Origin of the sequence: Corallococcus sp. CA053C (genome assembly GCF_003611675.1) — a bacterium.
Taxonomy (GTDB): Bacteria; Myxococcota; Myxococcia; order Myxococcales; family Myxococcaceae; genus Corallococcus.
Genome location: NZ_RAWA01000172.1, coordinates 1 through 19,120 on the forward strand (window position 1 = coordinate 1; position 19,120 = coordinate 19,120).

The 19,120-nt window shown below is 69.2% G+C and carries 11 protein-coding genes and 1 pseudogene; 8 read left to right on the forward strand and 4 right to left on the reverse strand.

Annotated elements, in window-relative coordinates:
* A partial coding sequence (locus tag D7V97_RS44755; protein WP_199728896.1) for a hypothetical protein occupies positions 1-922 on the forward strand: 922 nt, incomplete at its 5' end.
* A 37-nt stretch (positions 923-959) separates the two neighbouring features.
* Here D7V97_RS44755 and D7V97_RS22255 read toward each other — a convergent pair.
* Together D7V97_RS22255 and D7V97_RS22260 are read right to left on the reverse strand one after the other, a co-directional pair.
* Positions 960-4,097: a tetratricopeptide repeat protein gene (locus D7V97_RS22255; protein WP_120612667.1), complete on the reverse strand. Its 3,138-nt coding sequence runs from the start codon at positions 4,095-4,097 to the stop codon at positions 960-962.
* Positions 4,098-4,256: 159 nt separating this feature from the next.
* On the reverse strand, positions 4,257-5,246 hold the full coding sequence (locus D7V97_RS22260) for a LysR family transcriptional regulator (protein WP_120612668.1): 990 nt from the start codon (positions 5,244-5,246) through the stop codon (positions 4,257-4,259).
* A 96-nt stretch (positions 5,247-5,342) separates the two neighbouring features.
* Between D7V97_RS22260 and D7V97_RS22265 the strand changes: the two genes are divergently transcribed.
* Positions 5,343-6,605 (forward strand): MFS transporter, encoded by a 1,263-nt coding sequence (locus D7V97_RS22265; protein WP_120612669.1) that lies wholly within the window; start codon positions 5,343-5,345, stop codon positions 6,603-6,605.
* A 39-nt stretch (positions 6,606-6,644) separates the two neighbouring features.
* Positions 6,645-7,382, forward strand: coding sequence for a class I SAM-dependent methyltransferase (locus D7V97_RS22270; RefSeq protein WP_120612670.1), 738 nt, complete (start codon positions 6,645-6,647; stop codon positions 7,380-7,382).
* A gap of 6 nt (positions 7,383-7,388) precedes the next feature.
* Here D7V97_RS22270 and D7V97_RS22275 read toward each other — a convergent pair whose 3' ends face one another.
* A complete protein-coding gene (locus tag D7V97_RS22275) occupies positions 7,389-8,471 on the reverse strand; it encodes a hypothetical protein (RefSeq protein ID WP_120612677.1) in 1,083 nt (360 codons plus the stop codon).
* 78 nt (positions 8,472-8,549) lie between these two features.
* Complete coding sequence (locus D7V97_RS46530) at positions 8,550-12,701, reverse strand: MG2 domain-containing protein (RefSeq protein ID WP_120612671.1); 4,152 nt, start codon at positions 12,699-12,701, stop codon at positions 8,550-8,552.
* A gap of 170 nt (positions 12,702-12,871) precedes the next feature.
* On the opposite strand from D7V97_RS46530, the gene D7V97_RS22285 reads away from it, so the two are divergent.
* The 5 genes and pseudogenes from D7V97_RS22285 to D7V97_RS22310 form a co-directional block, all read left to right on the forward strand.
* Entirely contained in the window at positions 12,872-13,702 is an 831-nt protein-coding gene (locus D7V97_RS22285) for a hypothetical protein (RefSeq protein ID WP_120612672.1), read from the forward strand.
* Between the two features lie 476 nt (positions 13,703-14,178).
* Positions 14,179-16,188, forward strand: a complete 2,010-nt coding sequence (locus D7V97_RS22295) for a hypothetical protein (RefSeq protein WP_120612674.1) — start codon at positions 14,179-14,181, stop codon at positions 16,186-16,188.
* Between the two features lie 42 nt (positions 16,189-16,230).
* Complete coding sequence (locus D7V97_RS22300) at positions 16,231-16,944, forward strand: hypothetical protein (protein WP_120612675.1); 714 nt, start codon at positions 16,231-16,233, stop codon at positions 16,942-16,944.
* Positions 16,945-17,543: 599 nt separating this feature from the next.
* Positions 17,544-18,593 (forward strand): hypothetical protein, encoded by a 1,050-nt coding sequence (locus D7V97_RS22305; protein WP_120612676.1) that lies wholly within the window; start codon positions 17,544-17,546, stop codon positions 18,591-18,593.
* A 199-nt stretch (positions 18,594-18,792) separates the two neighbouring features.
* A pseudogene (locus tag D7V97_RS22310) lies at positions 18,793-19,120 on the forward strand (peptidylprolyl isomerase); the annotation flags it as partial.

Sequence of the window (19,120 nt, forward strand, 5' to 3'; positions counted from 1 at the left end):
GGGCTGGGACGTGTGGACCGGCAACTACGGCGGCTACGACGTCTGCATCCCGGATGATCCGCGCCGCTGCGGCTTCACGCTCTACAACACCGAGTACCAGCGGCTGAACAACCCGTCCGCCTTCATCTACGCGAACGTCGGCAAGGGCGCCCTGATGTGGTGGGGGGATAGCGACCGGGAGATCGCCCTCAACGGCGCGGCCGGGCCGGACAGCCGGGCGAACTGGCGGCTGGGCATGGTCACCGGTGACATCTACTTCTACACGGACGGCAACATCGGCGCGGAGGCCGTCAACTGGTTCGGCATCCCCGCGAGCGAGGTGCGGCGGGCCTCCAACTACGGCGAGGTCCTGATGAAGAACCTGCGGACCGCCTCCGGCGCGGGCAACAACGGCAACCCCCGCTCCGCGCTCGGCATCGTCGTGGAGCTGGGGGGACAGGCCACCGGGAGCACCCTCAATGCCAACCAGGTGGAGGGCGCCGTCTGGTCCACGCTCATCCACGAGGCGCGCGTGGTGGCGTACTTCTCCCACGTCTTCTCCGACACGACGGCGAACCCGTCCAGCACGGACGTGCTCAATGACACCCGGCCCGCCTACCAGGCCACCCGCGACCGGGTGAAGGCCATCAATGCGCAGGTGAAGTCACTGGCCCGGGTGCTCAACACGCAGTCCTACGTGTGGCAGTTCAACCCGAACCTGAGCACGATGCTCAAGTTCCGCGACGGCGCGGCGTATGTCTTCGCGATGCAGAAGCGGCAGTACACCAGCGGGACCTACACCTTCACCCTCCCGCTCGAGCTCCCCACGAGCGGCACCATCGAGGTGGTTGGCGAGGGCCGCACCCTCACCTACTCCGGCAGCAGGTTCACGGACGCGTTCGCCGCGGAGTACTCGCACCACATCTACCGCATCGTGAAGTGAGGTCGCATGGGGATGCGATGACGCCCGACATCACGCTTCATCGCGTCCCCATGCGTCGCTGCCAGGCCAGGATCTTCTGAAGCTCAGGCTTACCGCGGGCTCCCGCGGACTCCATTCCCGCTCGCGCTTCCTCGGCCAGCGTGAGCGCGCGCGCCCGGTCAGGGGCGGTGCGTGTTTCAAGAAGCGCTCGGGCCAGCAGAAACGTGGTCTTCGCGGCCAGCTCCGGTGCCACGGATTGCTGGCGCTGGATGTGCCGGGCGCGCTCAAGCATCGGCACCGCCTTGCTGGCTGCACCCAGGGCGAGGTGGGCTTCTCCGGCGCAGGTCAGGGCGCCTGCGACGTCAAAGTGAGGCAAGGCCTGCGCACCATCGACGAGGTTGCGTGCACGCTCGCAATACGCAAGAGCCTCCTTGGGAGCCTGGGTGACCAGGGCCAGCTGAGCCAGGGGAATGAGTATCACCGTGGCGACGCCGCTTTTCGGGCCAGACTCTTTCTCCAGCCAACGCAGGGCATCCTGCAGGTCGCGCCGAGCCGCGGCATGGCGGCCCGCGCGCAGGTGTACCTCGGCGCGGATCTTCAGCGGCCATACCGCATAGGAGGGATCGAATGACCGCTGGGCAAGCTCCACGGCCTGGGTGGCGAGACGGAGTGCGTCGTCGTGCCGACCGGCGCCCAGGGAAATGGCTGATTGCTCTTGGAGCACCAGGAGGACGTTGGCGTTGTCGGGCCCCAGGGTGCGCTCGAAGATGGCGCGCGACCGCTCGATCATGGACCCCGCTTCCTCCCACTGGCCCTCGAAGCGTAGGTGTGTGGCCAGGCGCTGGAACATGCGTGCGAGCTCAGGAGTCTCCGGGGTGGCTGCCGCCTCGATGATGGCCAGGGCCCGATGCCATGCGTCGATGGCATCGGCTTTCCGGCCCATCTCCGCGTACGTCAAGGCGAGGCTGTCGTAGGAACGAACAAGGATGGGGTGGTCGGAGCCCAGTAGACGCTTGCGCTGTTCGAGCGCCTGGAGATGGAGCTCCATCGCCTCTGATTGACGCGCCTGGAAGAATCGAATCCATCCAAGCCGATGGAGGAGGAGGGCCATGCGGAGGTCTTCCGGCCCCTGATGCTTGCGCACGAAATTCAAGCCATGAAGGATGTCAGCCTCCGCATCGGCAAGCTTCTGCTGAAGCGTCCGCGCCGACCCCACGCGGAGGTACAGGTCCGCCGTGATGTCTGGGAAGCGCTCTCGCCCAAGTCGCTCCACGGCGGCCTGGGCGTGGCGGATGAGCTTCTCCACTTCCTCGTCACGGGACGGATGGGCCTCGGCCACCTCGGAGACGAGGAGAAGCAATGCACGAGCCACGGACTCGTCGTCACGTCCGGCCTCGGCGGCCCAGAGTGCCTGGTAGAGGAATGCCTCTGCTTCCTTCCGTCTTTCGAGCAGTTGGTGGAGCTCGCCATGGACCAGGAGCACCTCCGCCTCCAGTGGCCGGTAGTCAAGGCCTCGGATCTCTTGGAGGAGGGCTGCTGTCACGCCAAGCCCCTGGTGTAACCGGCGCGCGGCGAGGTCCGCTTGGGCCTGGGCCAACTTGCGCCGGACTTCATCCACGCGGGGACGGAGGATTTCCGGTGGCTGCGGGCGGCCCGAGAGCCCAGGGGTGTCCCGGCAGCCGGTGAGCCCTTCAAGGGAAGCCGCCAATTGGTGTGCGTTCTTGACTGTCTCCGCGTCTGCCTTTTCCAGCACCTCGGTGACGGCCGCGAGTTGCCATAGCCGCGCGTCGAGGCACGCGGCCGTCTGCCAGGCTCTATCGCCGGTGTCATGGCCTGTGGCCATGCAGGCCTCGGTGCGAAGCGTCCGCCACTGGGTGGCATGGGTGTCCAGCACCGCCGCCAGCTGCTTCCAGGCCGATGGGGCGTAGGGCAGGCCCGTGGAGAGGAAGGCCGCACGCACCCGCTCGCGTCGCGCGGGGCCCCAGGCCGCCGCGAGTTTCTCCACGTCCTGCTCGCAGGTGTCCCCCTGCCGCTGCACCGCTCCGTAGGCCGTGAGGGTTCCCACGATTCCGGCCACGGCCGCCGTGACCATCATCCGCGTCAGCCACCGGATGGGGCGTGGCGTGAGCGCCGCCAGGAGGGATTCCATGGAGGGGAAGCGCTCCTGGGGCTTCGGTCGGAGCCCCCGGAGGACCGCGCGCCGGACCCGGGCTGGAAGCTTCACCTCGCGCTTCGGGGGGCTGAGGCTTCCTTGCAGCGCGGCCTGGGTCAGCTCCTTCAGCGTCTCCCCCTGGAAGGGGCGCACGCCGAAGAGGGCCTCGTAGAGCGCCACGCAGAAGCTGAACGCGTCGGAGCGGGCGTCCGCGCGCTGGCCCTGAAAGAGCTCCGGAGCCATGTAGGCGGGCGTGCCGAGAAGCTGGCCCGTCCGGGTGAGGTGCCCCAGGGAAGCGACGGCGTCCTCGTCGTGCGCCTGGAGCGGAGCGCCTGTTTCCGGGAGGAGCGACCGGGCGATGCCGAAGTCCGTCACGAAGACCCGGCCCTCCTTGCCCAGGAGCGTGTTGGCGGGCTTGAAGTCGCGGTGCACCAGTCCCGCGGCATGCGCGGCCGCCAGGCCCTTGCCGGCTTCGAGGAAGACCCGGAGCACCTCCCTCCAGGGACGCGGCTGCTGCATCCACTCCGCCAGGGTGGTGCCCTCCACCAGTTCCATGGCCAGGAAGACGCCGTCTCCATGGGTGCCCACGTCGTAGAGGGTGACGACATTGGGATGAGCGAGCCGGGCCAGCGACTGTGCCTCGCGCAGCAGCCGCTGCTGCAGTTCTTCGCGTTGGCGCCCCTCGGGGCGCAGCACCTTGAGGGCCACCCGGCGGCCCAGTTCCGGGTCATCCGCCGCGAACACGACACCCATCGCTCCGGAGCCGAGGCGCTCTCGCACCACGTACCGGGAGACCCGGGTGCCAGGGAGCAGCGGTGGCTGGGAAGGCGCTTGCGCGAGGGCCGTCGGAGCGCCGGAGGAGACCTGGGCGCCCTCCCCCACCGCCAGGACCCACCGGCAGTCCCCACAGCCTTCCACGTGGGCCAGGACGGAGGCCCGCTGCTCTTCGGAGAGCAGCCCCGCCAGAAAGTCCGTCAGCGTCGCTTCCTGGGGACATGACTGCATGCGTGAGCACTCCTCGACGCGTTCCGCTTCGCCAGACATGGCAGAGGTGGAGGCTCGTTTGAGCGAGTGGGCACCCCCCAAGAAAGTCTTGGAATGCAGGCTAGCCTATTCCCTCTTTCCCCACGAGTGCATGGACAGACATGCGTTGACTTGCAGGCACTGCCGCACCCACCTGGGACGGGTCCACGCGACCGGGAATCATCCCCGGTGCGTGGCCTCCGCCAGGGCCACCGGGATCGTCTCCCGCATCAACTCCACGAACCGGCGCAGCCTCGCCGGATGGAACCGCGCGGACGGATAGAGCAGGGACATGGGCAGGGGCGCGGCCCGCCAGTGCGGCACCAGGTGCAGGAGTCGGCCGCGCACGAGGTCCTCTTGCATCACCCAGGACGAGCCCACGCAGACGCCGAGCCCCTTCACCGCGGCGCTGCGGAGGGCGTAGAGGCTGTCCGTGCTCACGCGCGGCTGGAAGACGATGGGCTGGACCTCGCCGGTGGCCACGTGGGTCAGTGAAATCTCGTTGCGATAGAACGTGCGCAATGACAGCCAGGGCAGCCGCGCGAGTTCGTCGGGATGGGTCGGCACCGGGACTCCCGCCAGCACCGACGGCGCGGCCACGACGATGCGCGGCACCTCGGCCACGCGGATCGCCACCACGCTGGGGTCATGCACCTCGCCGACGTGGATCGCGCAATCAATCCCATCCGCGATGAAGTCCACCGCCCGGTCGTGCAACAGCCATTCGACGGAGACGCGCGCGTGGCGATGCAGGTACTCCGTCAGCGGCTCCACCAGCAGCTGCTGCCCGAACGCATGGGGCACCACGACGCGCAGCGTGCCCTCCGGTTCGTCGCGCGCGCCACGCAGGTCGGCTTCGAGCAGGTCCCAGCTGGCCAGCAGCTCCTTCGCCCGTTCGTAGCAGCGCGCACCGTCTTCGGTGAGCTTCATCGCGTGGGTGGAGCGCTGGAGCAGCCGCAGCCCCAGTGAGCGCTCCAGCGCCTGGAGCCGGCGGCTCACCGTCGGCTGCGTGGTGCCCAGCTGCGCGGCGGCGGAGGACAGGCTCCCCGCGTCGACGATGCGGAGGAAGGTCTGCATCAGCTCCAGCCGGTCGGCGGTGGCGGGCGCGCCAGGTGGGGGCGTCCGCTTCTGGGAGGCACGCGGCCGGGCCGGCTTTGAAGGTCTGGGCATACGTGGGGCGTATATCGGCTGTGCGGAGCACGCTACTACCGATGGCCCTCCCTCTGGCGCACTGTCACTTCACTCGCAGCGCCAGAGGTAAACCCCATGTCCTTCATTCGTCCCGTACATGCAACCGCCGGTCACGGCACCGTGCCCACCGCCGTCAGCCCCAGCGGCAACGAGCCCCTGTCGAGCGGCCTGCGCCTGCTGCTGGCCTCGGGCGCCGGACTGTCGGTGGCGTCGATCTATTACAGCCAGCCGATGCTGGGGGTGATGGGGTCCTCCCTCGGCGCCTCCGACACCGCGGTGGGTCTCGTGCCCACGCTCACCCAGTTGGGCTACGCGCTGGGCATCCTGCTGCTGACGCCGCTGGGCGACCGCTTCGACCGGCGCCGCATCATCCTCCTCAAGGCCGCACTGCTGAGCGTGGCGCTGCTGCTGGGCGGCATCGCCCCGGGCATCGGCCTGCTGCTGGCGGTGAGCTTCGCCGTCGGCCTGACGGCGACCCTGGCGCAGGACATCGTGCCGGCCGCCGCGACCCTGGCCCCCGAGCACGAGCGCGGCAAGGTGGTGGGCACGGTGATGACGGGCCTGCTGCTCGGCATCCTCCTGTCCCGCGTCATCAGCGGCGTGGTCGCCGAGCACTTCGGTTGGCGCGCCATGTACATGGTCGCCGCCGCCAGCGTGGCCCTGGTGGGCGTGGCGGCCTGGCGCGGCCTGCCCCGCTTCCGTCCGACGAGCACGCTCTCGTATGGCGCGCTGCTCGGTTCGCTCGCCAGCCTGTGGAGCCGGTACGGCGCCCTTCGCCGGGCGGCGCTGGCGCAGGGGCTGGTGTCGGTGGGCTTCAGCGCGTTCTGGTCCACCCTCGCCGTGATGCTGCATGGCGCACCGTTTCACCTGGGGAGCGCGGCGGCCGGTGCCTTCGGCCTGGCGGGCGCGGCGGGGGCGTTGGGCGCGCCGATCGCGGGCCGCGTCTCGGACCGCTTCGGCCCGGAGGTGGTCACCCGCCTGGGTGCGGGACTGGCCGTCGTCTCCTTCGCCGCGATGCTCGCGGTGCCGTGGCTCGAGCCGAACGCCCGGCTATGGCTGATCGCCGCCAGCGCCATCGGCTTCGACCTGGGTGCGCAGATCATGCTCGTGGCGCATCAGACGATCGTCTTCGGCATCGACCCCGCCGCACGCAGCCGGCTCAACGCGGTGCTGTTCGTCTGCATGTTCATCGGCATGTCCGTCGGCGCGGTGAGCGGCAGCCTCCTGCTGGCCCGGTGGGGCTGGGTGGCGGTGACGCTGCTGGCGACCGCCTCCGCGCTGGCGGCGCTGCTGGCCCGCCTGATTCCGGGGGGCAGAAGCCTCCTGGAAGTGCGATGACACGCTCCCCGAACCCCCTGAGTCGAAAGGTCGTGAGAGATGTCAGCGCAGTATGACCAGATTGGAGAGAAGGTCGCGGACTGGGATGTCCTGCCGGTGCGCTCGGAGTACATCGAGGGCCACACCTTCTTCCAGGCGCTCGGCTCCGTGGAGGGGCAAAGCGTCCTGGACCTGGCGTGTGGCGACGGGCTGTACACGCGGCAGCTCAAGGCGCGCGGCGCCCAGTGGGTGGTGGGTGTGGACATCTCCGAGGAGATGATTGCCAGCGCCCGGCGACAGGAAGAGGCCCGACCGCTGGGCCTCGAGTACCGCGTGTCGGACGTGGCCGACATGGCCCCGCTGGGTGTCTTTGATTGCGTGACGGCCGTCTATCTCCTGCACTACGCGCACTCGCCCGAACACCTGCTGCGGATGTGCCGGAACATCCATGCCCACCTGAAGCCCGGGGGCCGCTTCGTCACCTACGCGTTCAACCCCGGGTTCAGCGCGAAGGGGCCCAACAGCACCCGCTATGGGATTTCGATGTTGGACTTCCCGGAGGCCCCTCGGGAGGGGCAGGCGATCTCCGCGGAGCTGCACACGAAGACCCCCTTCACCATCCACTTCTCCTACTGGAGCCGGGCCACCCACGAGCAGGCGCTGCGCGAAGCGGGCTTCCAGCACCTCACCTGGATGCAGCCCGAGTGCTCCCCCGAGGGCCTCTCCCGGTTCGGCCGGGAGTTCTGGCAGGACTACCTGGACAACCCCCACGCGGTGGCGCTGCGCTGCGAGCGGTGAGCCTGATCAAGGACAGAGCCGCTCGACCGACTTGATCCGCACCACTCCGTCGACTTTCGGGTCGTTGGTCTGGTCGCCGATGGCGATGGTGCCGGTCACCGTGAAGTTGTTCCGCGTGAGCTTCGCGACGCCGTCGATGCTCACCGTCGCCACCTTCGCGGCATCCACCGCGAGCTCGTAGACATGGTACGCGCCGTCGGTCACCGGGAACGCCGCCGACTGGGTGTCATCCGCCCAGCCAACCGCCGCGCTGTCGAGGTAGATCATCTGCGAACGATCCGTGGCGTTGCCGAACGGCGACGTGAAGCTCCCCAGGAGGGCTGCGCCGCTGTCGAGTGAGTTGTGGGTGTTGGCCGACTCGACCTGCATCGTCACCTGGAGCTTGAACGGCTTCGTTGCGTCGAACGCGTTCGCCCGTGTGATGAGCAGCTGCCCGCTCGTCCGCGCACCGGTGTTCGTCGACGTCGCGAGGCGAACGTGGTCCGCGCCGTACGTGAGCGTGTTCGGCGCCTGCGTGACCGTCGCCCAACCCTGCGCCGCGATGTCGGTGCCGCCGACCAGCAGCGGAACGCTCGCGCGCGCCGACCACGTCGTCGTCGACGTCGCGGGCGCGCACACCTCGCAGGCGTTCGCCGGGTTCGGCGCCCCCGCGGCTTGGACCTCGCCGTTGATGAGGCACTTCGGGCTGCACACGCCGGACACGCAGACCTGTCCCGGGCTGCACGACGTCCCGTCCGCGAGTTGCGTCCACGTGGTCGCGGACATCAATGGCATGCACTGCTCGCACGCGTTCGCCGCGTTCACCGCCCCGGCGCTGACCTGCTGGTCGCCAATCTGGCAGACCGAGATGCATGCCCCGCCCTCACAGGCCTGGCCGGTAGCGCAGGCCAGGCCGCAACCCCCGCAGTGAGCCGCGTCGCTCGCGGTGTTCACGCAGGAGTCGCCGCACCGCGTGAAGGCGGCGTTGTCGCAGGCCGGCACGGACGCGTCGGGTGGATCGACGGGGTCGGGGTTGGAGTTGTCGCCGCAAGCAGCGATGAAGCCGAGCACGACGAGGCAGGAGAGAGCGGCAGAGCGGATGGAAGCCATGATGCCTGCCACCCTACCCGACCCCATGCCCACGCGACGCGTGAGATGGGGCCGGGCTGCCGCGCGACGTTCACGGTGCTACGACTTCGGGGCGATGGAGACCTTCACGCCGTCGCTCCACGTCTTGTGCTCGTCCGCGTAGTACAGGTACGCGCGGCTGGCCGGGCCCGTGTACGTGCCGGGCACCGCGGCCACCAGGGACAGCGCCACGTCGATGCGCTTGTGGGGCTCCATGCCGCGCCAGTACAGGACGACGTCGCGCCCCAGCACCTCGTACGCATCCACCACCTGCCGCTTCACCAGCTCCTTGAGCTGGTCATGCCGCACCTCCAGCCCGCCCGGCACGCCGAAGATGGCCACCGCCGTGGGCAGCCGCTGGCCCGTGCGGTTCACCATCACCACCCGCGCCTCGGTGGGCTCGCCCTCGGTGAGGTCCGTCTTCGCCAGCGCCACCTCCAGCGCCACCGCCGTGTCCTTCGAGCTGTCCGGCACGAGCGCGCTGTAGGTGACCTCCACCGAGTACGGCAGCTCCGCCCCGCCCTCCATCCGCAGCTCCACGCGGCGCTCGCCCGCTCCGAGCAGCGCGCTCACGTCGGGCAGCTTGAGGGCCTCCTGGGTGGAGCCGTCGAAGCGCACGGGCTCGCCCACCGGGCGGCCCTCCACGTACACGCGCACCAGGCCCGGGGTGAGCTTCGACGCGCGCGCCTTGTCGTAGGCGATGATGGCGCGCAGCGCGAGCACCGTGCTCTGCGTCGCCCCGTAGCGGCCACCGTCGCTGGACTCCGCGAGGAACTTCATCGCGCGCTCCACGTTCCCCACGTGGGAGGGATCGCGCATCCACGCGAGCGTCGCCAGCGCGGTGGTCTCGATGTTCAACGTCTCCCCGGAGCTGCCCACGATGGACTGCGTCGCGCCGCCCACCACCCCGTCCTTCCCCTGCAGGGACGCGAGCCGGCCCATCAGCGCCCGCGCCTCGGCGGAGTCACCGGCGAGCGCCAGCGCATTGGCCGCCAACGCCACCACGTAGCTGTTGGTGCTCTTCGCCGCCGCGGCCTTCAGCGAGGCGACCTCGCGCGACAGCGCCTTCGCCTGGGAGACGGGATTGCTCGCGCTCTCCAGCAGCGTCCAGAGGATGTATGCGTTTGACGTGTCCGCGTCCTCCACCCACACGTGCAGCGCGCGGCGCTTGCGATTGAAGCCGCCCTGCCCGTCCCGCTGCTGGAGGAGCCACTCGCGCGTGCGCTCCAGCATCGCGGTGTCCACCTCGCGCACCTGGCGCATGTCCGTGAAGTGCAAGAGGCCGAACGCGGTCAGCGCCTCATGGCCCGGGGCCTGCCCGAACCACTCGTAGCCCTTCTCGGACGTCTCGTAGCCCACCAGCCGCTGGTAGCCCCGCTCCAGCTTCTCGCGCGCGCTCGCCACCAGCTCGGGGCTCACGCCGGTGTGCGTCTGGAAGTACTGCTGCGCCATCGTCATCGGGTACGTCGTGGAGCTGGTCTGTTCGAAGCAGCCGGAGGGCTCCTGGATGAGGCGGGCCAGCGACTCGGTCATGTTGGCCAGCGGGCCCGGGTAAACGGCGATGGACGTCCGCACGCTGCCGGGCACCACGCTCGCGGGGAGCACCACGCGGTGCCCCGCCGGCCCCTTCGCGGACAGCAGCCCGCCGAAGGACACGCGGCCCGGGAAGCCCCGGGGCTTGATGGACAGCGTGCGGGTGACGACGTCCGTGTACTCGCCCGCGCTCGCCGTGAGCTTCACGTCCACCGGCCGCGCCTCCTGGCCAATCTCCAGCGAGAAGAGCTGCCGGGCCCGCGCCTGCGAGGCCAGGTCCAGCGTGCCGCTGCCAGAGACCTTCACGTCGCCCTTCAGCTCCACCTTCACCCCTGCTCCGGCGAGCCGTCCTTCCGTCCCGTTCACCAGCGCCACCGGCAGCCGCACCACGTCTCCCGACGTCACCTCGAGGGGCAGCTTGGGCTCCGCGTAGAACGGCTGCACCGACTCCAGCTCCGCCACCGCCGAGCCGAGCGCGCCGTCGCCGCCCACCGCCCCCGCGAACGCCTTGAACGTGGTGACGGAGTCGCTCATCGCGAAGGACACCCGCGCCTCGCCGGTGCGGGCATCCGTGCGCACCCCGGCGTTCCAGTAGAGCGTCTCCGCGAAGTCGACCCGGTCCCCCGCCTTGCGGTTCGGCCGCACCGTGTGCGCGAACTCGCGGAGGTAGACCTGCGGCGCCATGATGCGCCTCCGCTCCATCATGCTCATGTCCCGCTTCGCGTGCCGGGCCGCCTTGTCCATCGGCGCCTCCTCCTCCTTCGCCTCCGCCAGGAGCACGGGAGCCGGGGCCACCGCGGCTGGGGCCATGGGCGCCTCCGCGACGCCCAGGGCCACGCCGGGAACCACACCGCCCATGAGCTGGCCTGCACCGTCGTCGGCGACCTCCGCGAACATGGCTTCCTGCTCCATCACGGGCTGCGCCATCGCAGGCGCCCGCTGCACGCCAGCGACGGCGACGGCGTCGCCCCGTCCGCCCCCGCGGGTGGACGGCCGGGGCCGGAGGACGGGCTCCTGCGGCCAGCGCACCGCGAGCACGCGCATCGCCGCGTCACCATGCCGGGCGAGGAAGCCCTGCGTGTCGGTCAGCGCGAAGCGCCGCCAGCCCTGCGTCCCCAACAGCAGGTCCACCGCCAGCTTCGACTTCGGGTTCTTCGCGTCGAGGTAGAGCTGCGCATCGGCCAGCTCCTTCACCTCGGGCTCCAGCAGCACCATGACCGGGAGCTGCGGCGCCTGGTCGCGCTTCTCCTGGAGCTCCAGCACCGCATCATCCGTGACGGTGAGCATCACCAGCGCGGAGACGGGCTTACCGTCGCGCGTCGTCCGGGCCGTGAGCTGCACCGGGCCACCGGGCACGTAGCGCTTGCGGTCCGCCTTCAGCTCGACCGTCACCTCCTTCGAGGGCTGACGGAACACCAGCCGCTCCGCGAGGGGCCGCCCGTCGTGGTCCCACACCGTGGCGACGAGCACGCCGTCCGCCTCGCCCGGATCCAACGTCACCGGCCCGCCCTGCGTGTCCCCGAGCACCACCGAGGCGACCTGCACCTCGCGCTGGCTCAGCGTCACCGTCGCGCGGCCCACGCCGGACAGCCCCACGGCGAGCTGCACCAGCCTGCCGGCGGGCACCACGTCCTCGCGCACGCGGAGGACGGCGCCCCTCGGCTTCACGTCCGGCAGCGGGAAGCTCTTCTGGATGCCCGACGGCGAGTCGATGCGCAGCGCGTACCGCACCCCCGCCTGCGGGGTCAGCTCGAAGCGACCACGGCCCTCGTGCTCGGAGCGCACCCGAGCGACGACGCGGCCGGTGCCCACCTCCACCACGCGGCCCACCAGGTCCGCCGGCTTGCGCGCGGGCGTGCGCGCCTCGAAGTAGACGCGCGACGCGAGCCCCGCCACCAGGTCTCCGCCCTCCGGGAACAGGGTCAGGTCCAGGGTCTGGAGGAGGATGGGGATCGTCTTCGCCGCCGACTCCACCACGCCCCCGTCCTCGATGGTGAAGGCCAGCGTGCCCTCGCCGCGCTCCATCGCCGCCGGCAGCGGGAAGCGCACCGTGCAGCGCCCCTTGCCGTCCACCGTGCACGGCACCTGCGCCGCGGTGGCGCCGTCGACGAGCGCGGTGGCCGTCACCTTCGCGCCCTCGGGGATGCCGCCCTCCGCGCGCTTCACGTCCAGCGTGGCGGTGACGGTGTCACCCGGCCCATAGCCGTCCCGGAGGAATTCAATCTGCGACTTGAGCCGGGGGGCCCGGTAGGAGCGCACGTCGAACTTCCGCTCCGCGGGGGCCGCGCCCGTCCACGGGTAGGTGACGCGCAGGGTGTACTCGCCGCCGGGCTGACCCGCGGGGATGGGCCAGGCGTATCCCCAGACGGCGTCCGCCGTGGACACCGTCTGGGTGGTGACGACGTCCCCCTTCGGTCCCCGCACCTCCAGTTGGGCCTGGAGCGACCCCGCGAACGGCTTGCGGCTCAGGGCCTCCAGCACCAGGCCCCGCGCCAGCACCTGCTCCCCGGGGCGGTAGAGCGGCTTGTCGGTGGTCACATGGGTCAGGTACCGGTTCGCGCCGCCCAGGGAGCGCGTGGTGGCGCGGGCCGCGAGGACGCGGGGCGACAGCAGCACGAGGAGGGCGGCGAACCCCAGGGGCAGGAGCACGCGCACGGCACGCGGGACGTGGAAGGTCATGGCGTCACTCAACGCACGAGCGGGCCAGAAGTTCTACCCCCCCCGCCGCCATCTCACCAGGGGACCCTTGGAGGACGCGTTGAGCAGCGCGGGCTCCGCTATGTTGGCGGCTTCCCCGTGTCCACGAACCCCGGGGCAAGCCCAGCCGCGGCACAAGGGATCCGATCCAGATGCAAAAGAAGAAGATCGACGGAGTCGTCTTTGGCTGGACCTGGGAGTACCAGGTCGAGGGCACGAACAAGGCGTTCGTCGACGGTAAACCCGAGAACGTCTTCGCCGCGACGGAGGCTGAATTCCAGAAGGATGACGACCACCCCTACCGCTACGTGGTCGTGTCGAGCCCGAACATCAATGTTCGCGTGACCTTGGAGTTCGCGCGAACGAGCGAGGACGACGAACGCCCCGTGGTGCTGGGGGCCTCCAACACGATCTACACGTCCCGGAAATCCTACTACTACGACTCCAAGGTCAGGTCGGTGCTGACGCAGAAGCTCACGCGTGTCCCGTGCTGGGATGGTTTCGAGGAGCAGGACGAAAGCGACCTGCCCTTCTACTCAGGGCCCCAGCACGAGAGCACGGAAGCACATGAGGAGGGCATCGAAGTCTACTTCAACGATGCGCCACGCTGCGGTCCCAACGGGTTCGCGGAGAAGTTCCTGGCCAGCACCGTGGACCCCACGGAGCATGCCAAGGACAAACTCCACCGGAACAAGAACAAGCCAGAGACGCTCTTCTGGGTCGAGGGATACGACAGCTACAAACTCTGGCTTGTCGCCAGGATTGATGACAAGCCCTACGCGCTCGACGGGTTTCCCTGGTTCGTCAAATACGCGGCGCGGGTGGACCCGGAGAACGACCAGATTGTCTGTTCGGACGATTCGCGCCTCGGGCTGGGGCGGCACGACCACCTGAACAAGAAAGAACCCTGTCTCACCGGTAAGCGCAGCGGGATACTCCACGAAGTCGAACAGACAACGTGGATTCGCCACCCGTTCAAGTAAGCCCGGTGCGACGTGTTGCCGTGGCGCACGTCCAGCGCCGGGACTGACGAATTCGGGGTGGGCCAGGAGGGAGCCGCGTGCCCTATTCGCAGGGATGCAAGGGCTTCCCGTGGCTCACCCTCAGTTCGAGGGGCTCGCACGTCCAGGCGAGGTCTTGCTTCCGCCTTGCCGTGTGGGTTCGATTCCCTCCGCCTCCATATGGCAGCAAGGGATGGAGGCTGCGGATGGATGGTTCAGCGAGCGGCCTGGAGCGCCGGACCGCACTGTCTTCACCCTCAGCCAGGTGCGCTTCGCGGTTTCGTACGATTGCCGACACCTGCTCGTTGACCTGCTTGAGCACCGCCAACAGCGGAGCCACTTGCTCCTGGAGCTTGCCCGGCAACCGCAGCGCCGCCACCCGCCGGGAGCCTCTGTAACCAGAATCATGGATTTTGCGTAGGGATTCGTGAACTCGCCGTTCTTCACGGAGCCCGGTCATGACTGTCTCGAGCCGAACCTACCGTCCGATCTCGTTTGACACGAAGCCGACCTCGCCGCAGGCCAAGACGGGTGGCGAGAAGGCCACCCCGTCCGCCGCGCAGGCCCCGGCGAACGAGCCCACGAAGAAGGCGGCTCAGGGCAGCACGTTTCGGGACAGCTTCGAGTCGAGCTCCGCGAGGAACATGCCGGCCGCCCGGCCCGCGGCGCAGGCGACGGCGAACTCGAGGAAGGGGACCCTGGGCACCACGGCGCGGGACACCTTCGAGGTGGGCTCCACCAAGGCCCCCCAGACCAAGGCCTCCACCTCCGTCAAGGGCATCGTCCTCGCCGCTGCCGGCGCCGCCAGCAACGCCAAGCGCAAGGGCCTCTCGGGTGAGGAGCGGGCGAAGCAGGAGGTGGATGTCCAGAGCGTGGCGGACACCAAGGCCGAGCTCAACAAGGGACAGGAGACCCTGACCGCGGAGGTGCAGAAGAAGGTGGACGATGTCTTCGCCATGGCCGAGGGCAAGAAGCCGAGCCCCAAGGGCGTGTCCGCCAAGAAGATCTCCGACACCGAGGCCGTGCTGGTGCGCACGGACAAGGACGGCAACGAACTCGAGCGCACCGTGGCCAAGCGTGACACGGACGTGGCCAAGCTGAGCCTCGACTCCGCCTCGTACGAGAACGGCGTCAACAAGCGCGACCACGTGGAGGTGCTCCAGGACGGTGGCACGCGCGTGCGCCACGCCGAGTATCCGAGCGACAAGAACGAAGTCCAGGACCTGAAGCGCTTCGAGGACTTCGAGACGTCGCGCGATCCGAACGTGTCCTTCACCGACAACCGCCTGCACCGCGACGCGTTTGGGGAGATCTCCTCCCTGAGCGAGTACTCGCAGAGCGGCGGCGCGGTGAAGGGCTCGGAGACGAACTTCTCCAAGCAGCACAACGGCAACGGCATCGACGACAAGCTCAAGGGCCCCTTCGACTTCAATCAGGACATCGACCGGGCCGACACCTACACCTATTCCATCCCCGTCCCGGGCACCAAGGACGCGAATGGCAACGAGGCGCCGCCCCAGTACCAGCGCATCCAGCGCTTTTCCCAGGGTGACGTCCAGGCCACCGCCTTCAACGACAAGGAGCTCAAGACCGAGACGACGCCGGACTCGGACATCCCCTACGGGGAGCTCCCCCCCTCCATCGAATATGTCGAGTACGGGGAGGCAGCGGGCACCCAGCCGCACAACCGCGAGGACCTCAACGCCGTGCGCCAGCTGCATCAGGACAGCGGCTGGGAGAAGGCCTTCGACAACAACAACAACCTGTACGACGCCCAGCAGGTGCCCAAGCGCTGGCTCGTGGAGACCCAGAAGGGCGACACGTACCGCTCCCAGACCTTCCTCGAGGGTCAGCCCAATGCCACCATCTTCACCGAGCGCCAGCGCTCGGGCAGCACCGTCACCGAGCGCTACGACGGCATGACTCCGGACCCGGCGGATCCCGAGAAGCTGGCCCACGTCGGAGGCAACTCCACCCGGAGCTACGCCGAGGACGGCTCCCTGCGCGAGCTGGAGCTGCATCGCCAGGATCCGGACGGCACCAATCTCGATCAGCACTACACCTCCACCACCCAGAAGAACTCCGACGGCAGCGTCACCCAGGAGGAGGCCACGCAGAGCACCTACACCGACCCCCAGGGCAAGAAGTCCACGGCCGAACAGCAGGACGTGTCGCGCCTGTCGAACGAGGGCGTGCAGCTGCTGAGCACGAAGAACACGGTGACGGATCCGGAGGGCCGCCAGGCCGTCTCCTCCGTGGACGAGAAGGGCGAGAAGCTCACCCTGTCGGGCCCCGGCGGCAAGGACCCCCGCGACATCACCGACAAGTCGCAGTTCCAGGGAGACAGTGACGAGGAGAAGCTGCTGCTCATGGCGGGCGCCAACACGGCCATGGCCCTCAAGGCGTTCGTGGACAACGGTGGCACCAAGGCCCTGGAGGTCGTCGAGGCGAAGCTGACGTCGCGCTAAAAGGACACGGGGAACCTGCCCCTCTCCGAGTCGCTCGACGAGGTGCTGGGCCAGGAGCGGCTGCAGAGCCAGATCGACGAGATCAGGAACGTCAAGGGGGGCGTGGCCGTGGTGGGCGGCGCACTGGGTGCCACGGCGGCGGGCTTCGTGCTCGCCGAGGGCCTGCGCAGCGAGAACAAGGCCCTCATCGGCGTGAGCGCCCTGGGATTCGCCGGCGCGGCGCTGGATGTGACCGGCGCGGGGCTCCAGGCCCCCAAGTTCGGCAAGTGGCTGGCCAACACCCTGGTCAACCCCCAGGGGGGAACGGCCGCGAGCAGCGCGGTGGCCAGTACGCTGGGCAAGATCAACAACGTGGGCAAGCTGGCCGGCGTAGGCGGCACGCTGCTGGGCGCGGCTTTCGGCATCGGACTGGGCGCCGTGGACGTCCAGCAAGGCATTGAGGGCGGCCACACCGGGCAGATCGCCAAGGGAGCGGTGGGCATCGCGGGCAGCGCGGGCACCCTGTTCGCGTCCCTGGCACTCAGTGGGACCGCGGGGCCCCTCGTCGGCGCGCTGTTCGGATTCGGCGCGTTGGCGGTCACCGGCTTGATCGAGCTGACCAACGACGACAAACACCAGATCTCCGAGCTGCTGATCGACGACGAGGGCTTCGAGGTCAAGGACCCCGAGCCGCGGGAGTACCTCACGCCGGAAGAGCAGGAGCAGCGGGACGAGGAGGACCGGCCGAGTTACCTCGACACGGCCACCCCGGTATGATCCCTGTGGGGTCACATCGGCAATGGGGGGAGGGTATTGTCTTTCGCGCTGGGGGCCGGATGAGCTGATGGGGTTCTCCCCGATGGAACCCCCGCAGAACGCCCCTGGGGCAAGGCTGCCAACCGGCGTCAATGGCACTCCTGAGAAGCGGCGGCTGTTGCGCCGCCTCGCCCGCCTGGACAGCCCGCAGGTCAAGCTCCTCTCGCGCTTGGTGGTCTTTCTCCTGCCAGGAGGGGGCGCCCGGAATGGGAGCGGAGCCGCTTTGAGGCTCGCAGGGTGCTGGTTCCGCGCTCCGGCTCCACGGCGACGAGCGCCGCCATGTTGCACGTATGTCGCAGGAGCCTGCGGAACGGGCTGGAACAGGACGGGACGAAACGGGACGCGGCGGGATATCGACTCCTCGAAGAGCCTCGCGGGGGAGTCCCGCTGTACCGAGCGAGCGTGCAGACCTGGAACAAGCCAATGATTCCGAGGACTTGGCGCCCCGGCTGCGCTTCGCCCGCGCGGAGCGGAAAATGGGGCACGCCCCACGCAACTCGCGCACGTTCGCGCCGATAATCCGGGCAGGTTCCATCCATTCCATATTTGCGAGGCCCCCCATGGGTTTCCCCGACATCAAGAAGACCTTCAACACCGTCCGCACCAACGTCCAGAAGACCGTCCAGACCGTCCAGAAGACGGTTGAGGAAAACAAGTCGGTCATCAAGGGCGGGGTCGCGGTCGCCACCCAGGCCACGAAGGCCGTCAACTTCGGCAAGGACGCCTTCCAGCAGATCAAGAACGTCTCGAAGGGCGCGCAGGGGATCCTCGGGAAGACGAACCTGGACTTCGTCCGCAACCCCACCTTCGCCCAGGGCACCTTCAAGGGCCTCACCAAGTTCGGCGCGAACATGGGCGCCGCCATGCGTTACGCGGGCATCCCCGGCGCGGCGATGGCTGGCGCCACGGCCTTCAAGGACGTCCGCCAGGCCATCCGCTCGGGCAGCAAGGACGACATCATCACGGCCACGCGGTCGTCCCTGGACGCGGCCAAGGCCACCGTCAGCGCCGCGACGGGCGGCATCGTCGGCAGCAAGGTGATGGGCGGCGTGCTGGGCGGCACCATCATGAAGGGCAAGCTGGAGGCCGGGAAGAAGGCCGCCGAGGCCTTCAAGAAGGCCCTCCCCGCCGCCAGCGACGACGTGCTCAAGGCCGTCAAGAACGCCGCCACCAAGGGCATCTTCGAGGGCGGCGCGAAGAAGGCCGTGAGCCGGGCCATCACCACCGCCGCGGGGGACGCCGCGAAGGCGGGCGGCACGCTGGCCAAGAACATCCTGGGCAGCGGCACGCGCTCCGCCGCCAAGGCCGCGCTGTCCACCGTGGGCCGGGAGGCCGGTGAGGTCGCCCTCAAGGCGGGCGCGAAGGCCGCCGCGGGCACCGCCGCCAAGACGCTGGGCCGGTTCGCTCCGGGCGTCAACGTCGCCATCGCGGCCATCGACGTGGCCAACGCGGGCGCGACGCTGATGGACAAGAACGCGAGCACGGGCAAGAAGGTCACGTCCGTCATCACCGCGGTGGGCTCCATCGCCGCGGCCACCAACATCCCGGTGGTCAGCCAGATCGGCGCCGCGGTCTCCACGGTGTCCAGCATCGTGGGCGCCTTCTTCTAAATAAGAAGCGCGGTCATCCTTTCGCGGTTTGTCATAGCGGCTCGGCTGGACTAAGCCTTGGTCCATGCCGAGCCGTCGCTTTGTTCCCCATTGGCGCGGACGCGGACACCCCTATCTTCCGGGAGCATTCGTGAGCATCAAGCAAGGGAATCCAGGACCTGCTGGGGGCGTCGAGCGCCTTCTCAAGATGAGCCCGGTGATGACCACCGCCTCCGCCGAGTCGCTCAAGCTCCCCGGTGTGACGGCCCCCTCCCTGGCGGGGCTCTCCGTGCGCGTCCCCACCCCGGACGACCTGACCGAGGAGGATCTGCTGCGCGGCTTCCACGAGAAGCGCCGGGCCGTGGCCACCCAGCGCGAGCGTCTTCCGGGAGAGCCGCTGGAGCTGGGCGACGACGTCCAGCTCAACGTCGTGGGCTACTGCGATGGGAAGCTCATCCCCTTCTCCGCGCGCTTCGGCATGACGACGGAGCTGGCGCCCATCGAGGCGCTGCCCGGGTTCTGCGAGGGCGTGGCGGAGGGTGGCAAGG